This window comes from Rhodococcus sp. P14 (assembly GCF_000256505.1).
GTDB lineage: Bacteria > Actinomycetota > Actinomycetes > Mycobacteriales > Mycobacteriaceae > Rhodococcus > Rhodococcus ruber.
On sequence record NZ_AJFC01000268.1, the window covers coordinates 1 to 14,393 of the forward strand.

Below are 14,393 nucleotides of genomic sequence, written 5' to 3' on the forward strand. Positions count from 1 at the left end.
TGGGACGACGTGCAGCTGCACGCCGTCGGCGCCGTCGCCCTGCGCGTGCACATCGCCCCGGCCGGACCCGAACGGTACCGGGTGGCCGCGTACGACACCGCCGGCCATCGCGTGCTGACCGCGCAGTCGCTGGCGCTGCGGCCGTTCGCCGGTCCGCGCACCCCGGCCGCCGCGACCGGCACCGGCCTCTACCGCGTGGAGTGGATCCCGGTCGACGCCGGCGCCGCGCCGACGGCGGATCTCACCCCGCTCGGGGAGGCGCTCACCGGCGGCGATCCCGCCGGCCGCACCCTGCTGCTGGCCGGGGAACCGGGCGACGAACCCGACGTGCCGACGCGCGCGCACGCCGCCGCGGAGGCGGCGTTGCGGGCGGTACAGGCGTGGCTCGCCGACGACCGTCTCGCCGAGACCCGACTGCTGGTGACGACGCGGCGCGCCGTGACGGTCGCCGACGACGAACCGATCGACGTCTGCGCCGCGCCCGTGTGGGGGCTGATCGGTGCGGTGCAGAACGAACACCCGGACCGGATCACCCTGGTGGACCTGGACCGGCCGCCCGGTGACCTTCCCGATCCCGGTGTGCTGTCCGCGGCCCTGGCCTGCAACGAACCACAACTGGCGGTCCGCGCCGGGACACTCCTCGCGCCCATGCTCGCGCCGGCGGCGCCCACCACCGATGCGCCGCACGGGGATCCGGTGCCGTTCGGCCCCGACGGCACCGTCGTCGTCACCGGCGGCACCGGCACCATCGGCCGGCTCGTCGCCCGTCACCTCGTGCGGCGGTACGGGGTGCGCCGGCTCGTGCTGACCGGCCGACACACGGTCCGCGCCGAGCGGGCAGCGGAACTCCGCGCCGAGTTCGCCGACGCGGGCGCCGAGATCCGCGCCGTGGCCTGCGACGTGGCCGATCGAGCCGCGGTGGCGGCCTTGCTCGATGCGGTCCCCGACCTGTCGGGTGTCGTCCACGCCGCCGGGGTGCTCGACGACGCCACCGCCGCCACCTTGACTCCGGACCAGCTGCACGCCGTCCTGCGCCCCAAGGTGGACGGTGCCTGGCATCTGCACGAACTCACGCGCGATCGCGGTCTCGCGGCGTTCGTGCTGTTCTCCTCCGCGGCGGGTGTGCTCGGCGGCGCCGGCCAGGCGAACTACGCGGCGGCCAACGTCTTCCTCGACGCGCTCGCGCAGCACCGCCGCGCCGAGGGGCTACCGGGACTGTCCCTGGCCTGGGGGCTGTGGGACCGACCCAGCGGGATGACCGCCCATCTGAATGCGGCCGATCTGGATCGGTTGCAGCGCACCGGCATAGACACCCTCACCCCGGAGGCCGGGCTGGCCCTGTTCGATGCGGCACTCGCCGCGAACCGTGCGTTGACGGTGCCGATACGGCTCTCCACGCCCTCCCGCAGGCCCGACGGCGAGGCCCTTCCCCCGATCCTGCGCCGAGTGCTCGGCCCGTCCCGCCGGCGCGCCGCGGCCGCCCCGTCGGCCCCCGGCCTCGCCGACGAGCTGCGCGCGCTCGACCCCGCCGAGCGGCACGCCCGGGTCCTCGACATCGTCACCACGTACGTTGCGGCGGTGCTCGGCCACGACGGGAAGGAGGCCATCGATCCGGAGCGTGCCTTCAAGCACCTCGGCTTCGACTCGCTCACCGCGGTGCAGCTACGCAACCAGCTGACGACGGCCACCGGGGTGCGGCTGGCCGCGACGGTGGTGTTCGACCACCCCACCGCGGACGCGCTCGCCCGCGAGATCGCGGCCCGGCTGCTCGGCCCCGAGGACGACCCGCACCCGGCCCCCGCGGCGCGCCGGCACCGCGACGACGACCCGATCGCGATCGTGGGAATGGCCTGCCGATACCCCGGTGGGGTCTCCTGCCCGGACGAGCTGTGGCGCCTCGTCCGCGACGGCCGCGACGCCGTGGGCGCGTACCCCGACAACCGCGGCTGGAACCTCGACGAGGTGTACGACCCGGATCCCGAGCGCAGCGGCACGACCTACATGCGGGCCGGCGGCTTCCTCCACGACGCCGACCGGTTCGACGCCGCGTTCTTCGGGATCAGCCCCCGCGAGGCCGTCGCGATGGACCCGCAACACCGACTGCTACTCGAAAGCGCCTGGGAAGCACTGGAACACGCGCGAATCCCGCCGAACTCACCCGGTCTCACCGACACCGGCGTGTACGTCGGAATGATGGGCGGCGACTACGGATTCCACCTCATGACCCGGCGACACACCGACGCCGAGGGCTACCTCATGACGGGCACCAGCAACAGCGTCGCCTCCGGCCGGATCGCCTACTCGCTCGGCTTCACCGGTCCCGCGGTCACCGTCGACACCGCGTGTTCGTCGTCGTTGGTGGCGCTGCACCTCGCGGCACGGGCACTGCGCGACGGCGAATGCACCCTCGCGCTGGCCGGCGGGGCGACGGTGATGGCGACCCCCGGCGTGCTGATCGAGTTCAGCCGCCAACGCGGACTCGCCCCGGACGGGCGGTGCAAACCGTTCTCCGATCGAGCGGACGGCACCGGGCTCAGCGAGGGCGCGGGCATGGTCGTGCTCGAGCGGCTGAGCGACGCCCAGCGCCACGGCCACCGGGTGCTGGCCCTGATCCGCGGCTCCGCGGTCAACCAGGACGGCGCCTCCAACGGCCTCACCGCCCCGAACGGTCCGTCGCAGGAACGGGTGATCCGGCAGGCGCTGGCCGACGCCGCCCTCGACCCCGCCGACATCGACGCGGTGGAGGCCCACGGCACCGGCACGACACTCGGCGACCCGATCGAAGCCCAAGCGGTGCTCGCCACCTACGGGCAGCAACGCGACGGCCGGCCGCTGCGGCTGGGGTCGGTGAAGTCGAACATCGGCCACTCCCAGGCGGCGGCCGGGGTGGCCGGCGTGATCAAGATGGTGATGGCGATGCGGCACGGCGTGCTGCCGCCGAGCCTGCACAGCGACGCCCCGACCCGGCACGTCGACTGGACCGCCGGCGAGGTCGCCCTGCTCGCCGACCCGATCGCGTGGCCGCAGACCGGACGACCCCGCCGCGCCGGCGTCTCCTCGTTCGGCATCAGCGGCACCAACGCCCACCTGATCCTCGAGCAGCCCCCCGACGTCGCCGCCCCACCGGCCCCGCCCCGGCCGGCGTCGCCCCTGGTGTGGGTGCTCTCCGCCAAGTCCGACGAGGCGCTGCGCGCGCAGGCCGCCCGGCTGACCGACCTCCTCGACACGCAGTCCCCGCCGGACCCCGCCGACCTCGCCTACTCGCTGGCCACCACCCGGTCCGGCTTCACGCACCGCGCCGCCGTCACCGGCGAGACGCTCGCCGACCTGCGCGACGGCCTGACCCGCCTGGCCGAGGGACGCGCAGGCGGCAACGCCGTCACCGGGACGAGCACCCGTGGGAAGACGGCGTTCATGTTCACCGGCCAGGGCGCGCAGCGGATCGGAATGGGCCGCGGCCTCTGCGACACCTACCCGGTGTTCGCCCGCGCCCTGGACGAGACCTGCGCCGCGCTCGACGAACACGTCGACACCCCGATCCGGCAGGTGCTCCGGGGCGACGCGGACGACGCCGCCGCGAAACTCGACCGCACCGAGTACACCCAGCCGGCCCTGTTCGCCGTCGAGGTCGCCCTCTACCGACTACTGCGGGAGTGGGGCCTCACACCCGACTACCTGATCGGGCATTCGATCGGAGAACTCGCCGCGGCCCACGTCGCGGGCGTGTTCAGCCTGCCCGACGCCGCCGCCCTGGTGGCCGCGCGCGGACGACTGATGCAGGCCACCGCCCCCGGGGCGATGATCGCCGTCCGGGCACGCCCGGACGACATCCGGTCGCGGATCGACGGCCGAGTCGACCTCGCCGCGGTCAACGGCGCCGAATCCGTGGTGCTCGCGGGGGCCGCAGCCGACGTGCACACCGTCGCCGCCGAATTGTCCACCGCAGGGATCGCGGTCACCCCGCTGCGGGTCGAACGCGCATTCCACTCGGCGCTGATGGACCCCGTCCTCGACGAGTTCACCACCGTCGTGTCGAGCACGGCGGCGCAGCCGCCGACGATCCCCGTCGTCTCCACCCTCACCGGGCGTGTCGCCACGGCCGAGGAACTGACGTCACCGCAGTACTGGCGCCGGCACCTCCGCGACGCCGTGCGTTTCCACGACGGCATGCGCACCCTCGCCGAACTCGGCGTCATCCGTTGCGTCGAGATCGGACCCGGCGCGGGCCTGGCCGCCCACGCCGCCGAGGTCGTCGCGCACCCGATCGCCGCGCTGCCCGGGCGCGGGGACGACGCCCGGGGGTTCGTCGAGGCGGTCGCCGCCGCGTCCGTGCAGGGCCTGACGATCGACTGGGATCGGGTGCTGCCCGGCCGCCGCCCGGTGGACCTGCCCACGTACGCCTTCCGGCGCCGCTCCTTCTGGCCGTCGGCGCCCGCACGCACCAGCGGTGATCCGACGGAGCTGGGGTTGAGCCCGGCGGAGCATCCGCTGCTCGGCGCGGCCGTGACCCTCGACGACGACACCACCGTGTTCACCGGAGCGCTGTCCCGGCACCGGGATTCGTCGCTCGCGGCGCCGCAGCCCGACGACGGCGCTCCACCGACCGACGCTCCGCAGACGCTGATACCGGCCGTCCTGGTCGAGCTGACCCTGCACGCCGCCCACCACGTCGGGTGCGAGCGCATCGCCACTCTCACGCTGCACCACCCCCTGGTCCTCCCGGCCGCGGGGCTGCTGCCGATCCGGGTGCTCGTGTCGCCCGCCGGCGACGACGGCGCGCGCACCGTCACCGTCTCGTCGAACATCGGACCGGCCGACGGCCCCTGGGTGCGGAACGCGTCGGCGACCGTCGACGACGTGCCCGCAGCGCCACCGGACCGGCTCCCGGGCGACACCGCGACCGAGGTGCGCCTCGACGACGACCTCGACCCGAGCGGCTTCGGCATCCATCCGCACCTGCTGCAGGCGGCGCTCGACCCCGTCCTCGGCCCGGACGACTGGCCGCTGACCTGGTCGGGAACCCGGCTCCACCGCACCGGTGCGCGGGCGGTGTCGGTGCGGTTCGGGACGGGCGAGGACGGGCGGCATCGCGTCGTCGCCGCCGATGCCGACGGCGCGCCGGTGCTGACCGTCGAGGCGCTGCACGTGACACCCCGGGCGGACGACGGGCACGGCGCGGGCCCGTCCGGCGCGCGGCGACTGCACCGGCTGGCCTGGACCCGAATCGACGACGTCCCGTCCGCGCCGCCGCCCGGGCCGCTGGTCGTGCTCGGCGACGCGGATCTGGGCTCGAGCTTCCCGCGCTGTCCCGACGCGGCGGCGCTGCGCACCGCGAGGGCAGCCGCTCCCGACGACGGGCGGCCCTGGACGGTGCTGGTGGGATGCGGCACCGACGGCGACCCGGGGCCGGAGGCGACCCACCGCCTGTGCGCCCGGACGCTGCGACTGCTGCAGGACTGGCTCGACGACGCCGAGTTCGCCGACAGCGTGCTGGTGGTCGTCACCCGCAACGCGGCGGCCACCGGCGAGGAGGCCGACGGGCACGACGTCGACCTCGCGGCTGCGGCCGTGTGGGGTCTGGTGGGCTCCGCGCAGAACGAGAACCCGGGGCGGTTCGTGCTGCTCGACCTCGACCGCGAGACGGACGTGGACGTGGCGATCACGTCGGCCGTGGCCAGCGGGGAACCGCAGGTCGCGGTCCGGGACCGAACGATGCTCGTGCCCCGACTGCGGCGCATGCCGGCCGTCGAGCGGTCCGGACCGCTGTTCGATCCCCGCGGCACCGTGCTCGTCACCGGCGGCACCGGCACGCTGGGAACGTCGGTGGCGCGCCACCTCGTCAGCGCACACGGGGCGCGGCACCTGGTGCTGACGAGCCGGCGCGGACCCGACGCCGAGGGAAGTGACCGGCTGTGCCGCGAACTGCGCGGTGCGGGCGCCGAGGTGACCGTCGTCGCCTGCGACACCGCCGACGAGGCGGCACTGGCGGGGCTGTTGGCCCGGATCCCCGCCGAGCACCCCCTGACCGCGGTGATCCACGCGGCCGGTGTCCTCGACGACGCCACGCTCACCTCGCTCACTCCCGACCGGCTCGACGCGGTGCTGCGGCCGAAAGTGGACGCGGCCTGGCACCTGCACCGGCTGACCGCCCGGGTCCACGCCTTCGTGCTGTTCTCGTCGCTCTCCGGGGTCCTCGGCGCGCCCGGGCAGGCGAACTACGCGGCGGCGAACCGGTTCCTCGACGCCCTCGCCCAGCACCGGCGAGCCCAGGGCCTGCCCGCGGTGTCGATCGCGTGGGGAATGTGGGCACCGCCGAGCGCCATGACCGGCAGGCTCGGCGCGGGGGATCTCGCCCGGGCCCGCCGCAGCGGTCTGGTTGCGATGAGCGAGGCCGACGCCCTGGACCTGTTCGACAGTGCCGTCGCCGGCGACGCCCCCGCGGTGGTGGGGGCCCGGCTCGAGCACCCCGATCCGGCCGGGCCGTCCGTTCCCGCCCCGCTGCGCGGACTCGTGCGGCAGTCGCGGCCCCGCGCGGCGGGATCGGGGTCGGCCGTGTCCGGACCGAACGGATCCGGGCCGTCCGAGTGGGCGCAGCGGCTCACCGAGCGGCCGGTGCCGGAACAGCGGCACCTCGTGCTGGAGCTGGTGCGAGCCGGCGCTGCCGCAGTCCTGGGCCACGATGCGTCGGACTCGGTCGATCCCGACCAGGCGTTCAAGGAACTCGGCTTCGACTCGCTCGCCGCGGTCGCCCTGCGCAACCATCTCGGTGCCGCGACCGGTCTGCGGTTGCCGCCGACGGTGGTGTTCGATCATCCCAGTCCCCGGGCCGTCGCCGAGTTCCTGCGCGCCGAGCTGGTCCCGGATCCGGTGTCGGTGGCCGTCGCCGGGATCGACCGCCTGCGGGCGGCCGTCGCCGAACTCGGCGCCGACGACGAGGCACGCGCGGCGGTCGCGCGGCGGCTCGAAGCCCTGCTGGCCGACCTCGAGGGAGCCGAGGGGAGCCGCGCCGACACGGTCGGCAGGATTCACGCCGCGACCGGTGACGAGATCCTCGACATCATCGACCGGGGTCTGTGAGCCGGCGAGCGGTCTCCGAGTGACCGCGGAGGAGGTGGTCTGCGCAACGAACGCCGGCCCCTCCGGTCACGGAGGGGCCACCGTCGCAGCTGCGCGAGTGCGCTGCCGCAGGACGGCGACCTGCCGCAGCTCACCGGGTCACCAGCCCCGTTCGCGCCACTCCCCGAGATGGGGACGTTCCGCGCCGAGCGTGGTGTCCTTGCCGTGGCCGGGGTAGATCACCGTGTCGTCACCGAAGCGGCCGAACAACTTGGTGTCGACGTCGTCGTACAGCGAGGCGAACTTCTCGGCGTCCGCGGTCTTGCCCAGCCCACCCGGGAAGAGGGAGTCACCGGTGAAGATGTGGTGCCGGCCGGTGCCGGTCTCGGTGAGGACCAGCGCGATCGAGCCCGGGGTGTGTCCGGACAGGTGGATCACCTCGAGGCCGAGCTCGCCGACGGCGACGGTGTCGCCCTCCATGAGCAACCGATCGGGTGTGACCGGGAGCGGCTCGGCGTCGAGCGGGTGCGCAGCCGTGGGAACCCCGGTCGAGGCCGCGACCGCCTCGAGGCCCTGCCAGTGGTCCCAGTGCTGGTGGGTCGTGACGATCAGCTCGAGTTTCGGGGCGTGCTCGGCGAGGAACCGGGTGAGCAACTCCGGCTCGTTCGCCGCGTCGAGGAACACCGAGTTGCCGGTGGCGGAATCCGTGATCAGGTAGGTGTTGTTGTCCATGGGGCCGACGGACAGCTTGACGATGGTCGCGCCGGGCACGGTGCGGCGCTGCGCGGGTCCGCCGGGGGTGACCTCGCCGGTGTAGTCGTCGTCGATGACCAAGGGCTGCTGCGACATGTGAGGCACGTTACCGCCGTGGTCCGTCGCCCGCGTGCACGGCGGTCGGGAACCGGAACGTGTCGGTGGGCGCGCCTACCATGGTCCAGGGCCGAGTTGCGCGACGTGACGTCGGTGAATCGAGATGCGACCGGATCCGACCATCCAGGGGATCCGACGAGGAAGGACGTGGCGTGGCGGATCGCCTGATCGTGCGTGGCGCGCGGGAGCACAACCTGCGGGGGATCGACCTGGACCTGCCGCGTGACAGCCTGATCGTCTTCACCGGCCTGTCCGGGTCGGGCAAGTCGAGCCTGGCGTTCGACACGATCTTCGCCGAGGGGCAGCGCCGCTACGTCGAGTCGCTGTCCGCCTACGCGCGCCAGTTCCTCGGCCAGATGGACAAACCCGACGTCGACTTCATCGAGGGCCTGTCACCGGCGGTGTCCATCGACCAGAAGTCCACCAACCGGAACCCGCGCTCGACCGTCGGCACCATCACCGAGGTCTACGACTACCTGCGCCTGCTGTACGCCCGCGCCGGCACAGCGCACTGTCCGCAGTGCGGGGAGCGGATCGCCCGGCAGACGCCGCAGCAGATCGTCGACCAGGTCCTCGACATGGAGCAGGGCACGCGGTTCCAGGTGCTCGCACCCGTCGTGCGCACCCGCAAGGGCGAGTTCGTCGACCTGTTCGAACAGCTGACCGTGCAGGGGTACGCCCGCGTGCGGGTCGACGGGGTGGTCCATCCCCTCACCGATCCGCCGAAGCTGAAGAAGCAGGAGAAGCACGACATCGAGGTGGTCGTCGACCGGCTCGCGGTCAAGTCCGGTGCCAAGCAGCGGCTCACCGATTCGATCGAGACCGCGCTGCGCCTGGCGGAGGGCATCGTCGTCCTCGACTTCGTCGACCGGGACGAGAACGCGGCCGACCGCGAGCGCCGCTTCTCCGAGAAACTCGCCTGCCCCAACGGGCACCCGCTGTCCATCGACGAGCTCGAACCCCGGTCGTTCTCGTTCAACTCCCCGTACGGTGCCTGCCCCGAGTGCACCGGCCTCGGCATCCGCAAGGAGGTCGACCCGGAACTCGTCGTGCCGGACCCGGAACTCAGCCTCGAGGACGGCGCGATCGCGCCCTGGTCGATGGGGCAGACCTCCGAATACTTCACCCGGCTGCTGTCCGGGCTGGCCGACATCATGGGCTTCGAGATGTCCACCCCGTGGAACAAGCTGCCGGCCAAGGCCCGCAAGGCCATCCTCGAGGGCAGCCCGGAACAGGTGCACGTCCGCTACAAGAACCGGTACGGCCGGACCCGGTCGTACTACGCCGAGTTCGAGGGCGTGATGCCGTTCCTGCACCGCCGGCTCGAACAGACCGAATCCGAACAGATGAAGGAACGGTACGACGGGTACATGCGGGAGATCCCGTGCCCGGCGTGCGCGGGGGCGCGGCTGCGTCCGGAGATTCTGGCGGTGACGGTCGCCGCGGGCGAGCACGGGCACAAGTCCATCGCCGAGGTCTCCGACCTGTCCATCGCCGAATGCGCGGAGTTCCTCGGCGCGCTGACCCTCGGGGCGCGGGAGGAGGCCATCGCCGGGCAGGTGCTCAAGGAGATCCAGGCACGTCTCGGGTTCCTGCTCGATGTGGGACTCGAGTACCTCACCCTCTCCCGCGCGGCCGGCACCCTGTCGGGCGGGGAAGCGCAACGTATCCGGCTCGCCACCCAGATCGGCTCGGGCCTGGTCGGTGTCCTGTACGTCCTGGACGAGCCGTCCATCGGCCTGCACCAGCGCGACAACCGCCGGCTCATCGAAACCCTCACCCGGCTGCGTGATCTCGGCAACACCCTGATCGTCGTCGAGCACGACGAGGACACCATCCGGGCGTCGGACTGGGTCGTCGACATCGGGCCGTACGCCGGTGAGCACGGCGGTCGGGTGGTGCACACCGGCCCGTACAAGGAACTGCTCGACTGCACCGACTCGCTCACCGGCGCGTACCTGTCCGGCCGCCAGCGGATCGAGGTGCCGCAGCAGCGCCGGCCGGTCGACCGCAAACGTCAGGTCACCGTCGTCGGCGCGCGCGAGAACAACCTGCGCGGCATCGACGTGGCCTTCCCGCTCGGCGTGCTCACCGCGATCACGGGCGTCTCCGGCTCCGGCAAGTCGACCCTGGTCAACGACATCCTCGCGACGGTCATGGCCAACAAGCTCAACGGCGCGCGGCAGGTGCCCGGCCGGCACACCCGCGTCAACGGGCTCGACCAGCTCGACAAGCTCGTCCAGGTCGACCAGTCGCCGATCGGGCGTACGCCGCGGTCGAATCCGGCCACCTACACCGGTGTGTTCGACAAGATCCGCACCCTGTTCGCCGCGACCACCGAGGCCAAGGTGCGCGGCTACCAGCCGGGCCGGTTCTCGTTCAACGTCAAGGGCGGCCGGTGCGAGGCGTGCTCGGGCGACGGCACGCTCAAGATCGAGATGAACTTCCTGCCCGACGTGTACGTGCCGTGCGAGGTGTGCCACGGGGCCCGCTACAACCGCGAGACCCTGGAGGTGCACTACAAGGGCAAGACCATCGCCGAGGTGCTGGACATGCCGATCGAGGAGGCCGCCGAGTTCTTCGAGCCGGTCACCTCGATCCACCGCTACCTGCGCACCCTCGTCGACGTCGGCCTCGGGTACGTGCGCCTGGGCCAGCCCGCCCCGACCCTGTCCGGCGGCGAGGCCCAGCGCGTCAAGCTCGCCGCGGAACTGCAGAAGCGGTCGACGGGCCGCACCGTGTACGTGCTCGACGAGCCCACGACCGGACTGCACTTCGAGGACATCCGCAAGCTGCTCGGCGTGATCAACGGTCTCGTCGACAAGGGCAACACGGTGATCGTGATCGAACACAACCTCGACGTGATCAAGACGGCGGACTGGATCATCGACATGGGCCCCGAGGGCGGCTCGGGCGGCGGCACCGTCGTTGCGCAGGGCACACCCGAGGACGTCGCCGCCGTCGAGGGCAGCTACACCGGCAGGTTCCTGAGCGAGGCGCTCGCCGAGCCCGTCGCGCCGGAGCCGGCGCCCGCCCGCAAGCCGGCACGCAAGCGCGCACCACGGAAGGTGGCAGCGGCGAGCTGACCCTGACGGCGCCGACGCGCCGCGGACCGCAAAGGGGGGACCGTGAGGCGGATGTTCGTCGAGGCTCGTGTCCGTGGGGTCGTCGCCGTGCTGGTGACGAGCATGCTGCTCACGGCCGGGGTCGCGGCGGCGCAGCCGCCGAGCCGTGAGACGGACCCGCCGGGCAGCGTCGTCCGGGTCGAGCCCCTACCGCGGCAGTGGTGGCTGCCCGGCGCGGTCGCCGCCTCGGTGGTCACCTACCGCACCACCGGCCCCCGCGGGGTGCCGGCCCTGAGCACCGGCGCGGTGTTCGTGCCGCCGGGTGCCGCGCCCGCCGGTGGCTGGCCGGTGATCTCGTGGGGGCACGGCGCCGTCGGGATCGCGGACCGGTGCGCCCCCACAGTCGACGGCCGCATCGACAACGGATACCTCGCGCACTGGCTCGCCCAGGGATACGCCATCGTCGCCACCGACTACGTCGGCCTCGGCACCCCCGGCGTGCACGCCTACCTCGACGGGCCGTCGGAGGCGCACGCCGTGATCGACATGGTGCGGGCCGCCCGGACGGTGGAACCGTCCCTCGGGCCGAGCTGGGTCGCACTCGGCCAGTCGCAGGGCGGCCAGGCCGTCATGGTCGCGGCCTCCCTCGCGACCCGGTACGCACCCGAACTCGACTACCGCGGCGCCGTCGCGCTGGGCGTGCCGTCCAACATCGAGCACCTCGTGCCGCTCGGCGACCCCGCCTTTCCGCCGCTGCCGCTCACCGGCACCGCCGTGTTCATCGCCTACCTGCTGGCCGGGATGCGCGCGACCTACCCCGAGGTCGAGGTCGACCGCTTCCTCAGCCCGCGGGGCCGCGGCGTTCTCACCCGGCTCGAGGACCTGTGCTACCGGGAAGCTGCGGCCGAGTTCGCGGACCTGTCGATCGGCGATCTGCTGGCGCGGCGCACCGACGACCCGGCCCTGGTCCGCGCCGCCCGCGACATGCTCGAGATTCCCACCCGCGGCTACGATCGCCCCCTGTTCCTCGGTCAGGGCCTGACCGACACCGTCACCCCGGCGCCGTTCACGGTCAAGCTCGTCGCCGACCTGACTGCGGCCGGTACGCGATTCGTGTTCCACCCGTATCCGGCCGGTCACCTCGAGACGATGCGCGCCTCGCTGTCCGACGCGACGGCGTTCGTCCGCGACCTGTTCGCCCCGGGTGGGTGACCTCACCCCTCAACGGCGAGCTGCCGCGTCGAGCACCGCCGCGAGTTCGGCGGGACGCGACCACATCGGCCAGTGCCCGGTCGGCAGATCCACATACTGCACGTCGGCGAGCCGGCCGAGCTCACTCGCCACGGGGTGCCCCGCCTGCGCCATCTGCCGGATCGACGCGGACGGAAAGCTCGTGCACACGACGGTCGTCGGGACCGCCAGGCGCGCGTCCCCGCGCAGGGCGGGGGGGTCCGCGCCGGACCGGCCGGATGCGGCACCGCCCGCTCCCGGAACCGGTCCAGCGCGGCGCCGTCGAGTCCCATCAGGCTGTTGCCGGCCGCTTCGAGTTCCGCCCACGGCGGCAGCGGAATCTCCGCCACGGCGGCATCGAGATCCGGCCGCAGCGCGGCGGCCTCCGGCAACGGGCCGGTGTCGACGTACACCAGACGGGCCACGTCCGCCGGGACCCGGTCCGACGCCGCGTACGCGACCGGGCCGGCGCCGCTGTGCGCGACGACGACCGCACCGCCCGCCACCGCCTTCACGACGGCACCGACGTGGTCGTCGAGCGTGATGCCGGAGCGGTCGGCCCGGACGGACTCGAGCCCGGGCAGTGTCAGGGCGTCGACCCGATGCCCCCGCGCCCGCAGATCCTCGGCGACGGCCTCCCACGCCCACGCGCCGAGCCAGAATCCGGGAACGAGGACCAGGTGCGTGCCCATGACCACCATCCTCGGGCATCCCGGTGACGGTGCGGGCCACCGACACGGTCGCCCGCAGGAACGACACTGTTCAACCGGGCGCAAACCCCGCGAAACTCCGCGCCCCTACGGTGGGCGCATGACCGGTGCGCACGGCGACCTCGCGGCCCTCGCCGCCGCGCTCGACGAGCTGCGGGACGGCCTCGTCACCGCGGCCGGCGCCGACGAGCGCTGGGCGCAGGCGCACCCCGCTCACCGGGCCGGCGCGGAGAACCTGGCGCACTACGTCGCGCTGCGGCGCCGCGACATCCGCGTGCTGCAATCCCAACTCGCCGCGTGGGGACTGTCGTCGCTGGGACGCGCCGAAGCCCACGTCCTGGCCTCCGTCGACGCGGTGCGCCGCGCCGTGGCCGGCCTCGCGGACCTGCCCGAGGTCGACACCCGCCCCGGCCCGGTCGACTTCGTCACCGGCGAACGCCTGCTCGAACGCAACGCCGCCGCCCTGCTCGGCCCCGTCCGCGGTGGCCGCCGGACCCGCATCATGGTGACGCTGCCGAGCGAAGCGGCCACCGACGCCGACCTCGTCGACCGGATCGTCGGGGCCGGTGCCGAACTCGTCCGGATCAACTGCGCCCACGACGAACCCGACGCGTGGGCCGCCATGATCGAGCACGTGCGCCGCGCCGAACGCGCCCACGGCCGGCACGTCACCGTCACCATGGACCTCGCCGGCCCGAAGCTGCGCACCGGCCCCGTCGCCCCCGGTCCCGCGGTGGTGCACGCCAAACCCGAACGCGACGCGCTCGGCCGCACCGTCGCGCCCGTCCAGGTGCGGCTCACCCGCCCCGGCTCCGCGGCCGCCCCCGGCGAGGTGGTCGTCCCCGTCGCCGACGAGCTGTGGCTGGCCCGGCGCCGACCCGGCGACCGCATCACCTTCCGCGACACCCGCGGTTCCAAACGCACCCTGGTCGTCACCGGCACCGCCGCCGGGGACGTACGCACCGAACTGACCGACACCGCCTACCTCGTACCCGGCACCCGGCTGACCGCGCGCGGCGACGCCACCGCCGTCGCGGCGCTCCCGCCACGCGAACGCAGACTCACCCTGCACGTCGGCGACGAGCTGATCCTGGACCCGGACCTCACCCCGGCCGACCCGGACGCCCACCCGCCCCGGATCGGCTGCACCCTGCCCCGGGTGTTCGACGACACCCGGATCGGGCACCGGATCTTCTTCGACGACGGCCGGATCGGGGGGATCGTCGAGGAGGTTGGCCCGGAACGGCTGCGGATCCGCATCACCGACGCGGACCTGCGCGGCTCCCGGCTGGGCACGGCCAAGGGCATCAACCTGCCCGACACCGAGTTGCGGCTGCCGGCGCTCACCGACGAGGACCTGGACCGGTTGCCGTTCGTGGTCACGCACGCGGACGCGGTCAGCCTGTCCTTCGTCCGCAGCGCCGCCGACGTCGCGCGCCTGCAGGACCGGCTCCCCCCACCC

The 14,393-nt window shown here is 73.6% G+C and carries 6 protein-coding genes; 4 read left to right on the forward strand and 2 right to left on the reverse strand.

Features of this window, described 5'->3' with window-relative positions; all coding sequences use genetic code 11:
- On the forward strand, window positions 1–7,077 hold a 7,077-nt coding region (locus OEY_RS0118805), incomplete at its 5' end, for an SDR family NAD(P)-dependent oxidoreductase (RefSeq protein WP_010595363.1).
- 138 nt (window positions 7,078–7,215) lie between these two features.
- Here OEY_RS0118805 and OEY_RS0118810 read toward each other — a convergent pair.
- A complete protein-coding gene (locus OEY_RS0118810; RefSeq protein WP_010595364.1) occupies window positions 7,216–7,905 on the reverse strand; it encodes an MBL fold metallo-hydrolase in 690 nt (229 codons plus the stop codon).
- 173 nt (window positions 7,906–8,078) lie between these two features.
- Between OEY_RS0118810 and uvrA the strand changes: the two genes are divergently transcribed.
- On the forward strand, window positions 8,079–11,012 hold the full coding sequence (uvrA, locus tag OEY_RS0118815) for an excinuclease ABC subunit UvrA (protein ID WP_010595365.1): 2,934 nt from the start codon (window positions 8,079–8,081) through the stop codon (window positions 11,010–11,012).
- 51 nt (window positions 11,013–11,063) lie between these two features.
- Window positions 11,064–12,203 carry a lipase family protein gene (locus OEY_RS0118820; RefSeq protein ID WP_010595366.1) on the forward strand — a complete coding sequence of 380 codons (1,140 nt, stop codon included), beginning with the start codon at window positions 11,064–11,066 and terminating at the stop codon, window positions 12,201–12,203.
- A 2-nt stretch (window positions 12,204–12,205) separates the two neighbouring features.
- Here the strand turns inward: OEY_RS0118820 and OEY_RS28695 are convergent, their stop codons facing one another.
- On the reverse strand, window positions 12,206–12,913 hold the full coding sequence (locus OEY_RS28695; RefSeq protein ID WP_010595367.1) for an alpha/beta fold hydrolase: 708 nt from the start codon (window positions 12,911–12,913) through the stop codon (window positions 12,206–12,208).
- Window positions 12,914–13,031: 118 nt separating this feature from the next.
- Between OEY_RS28695 and OEY_RS28700 the strand changes: the two genes are divergently transcribed.
- Window positions 13,032–14,393, forward strand: a 1,362-nt coding sequence (locus OEY_RS28700) for a pyruvate kinase (protein WP_010595368.1), incomplete at its 3' end; no start/stop codon positions are given.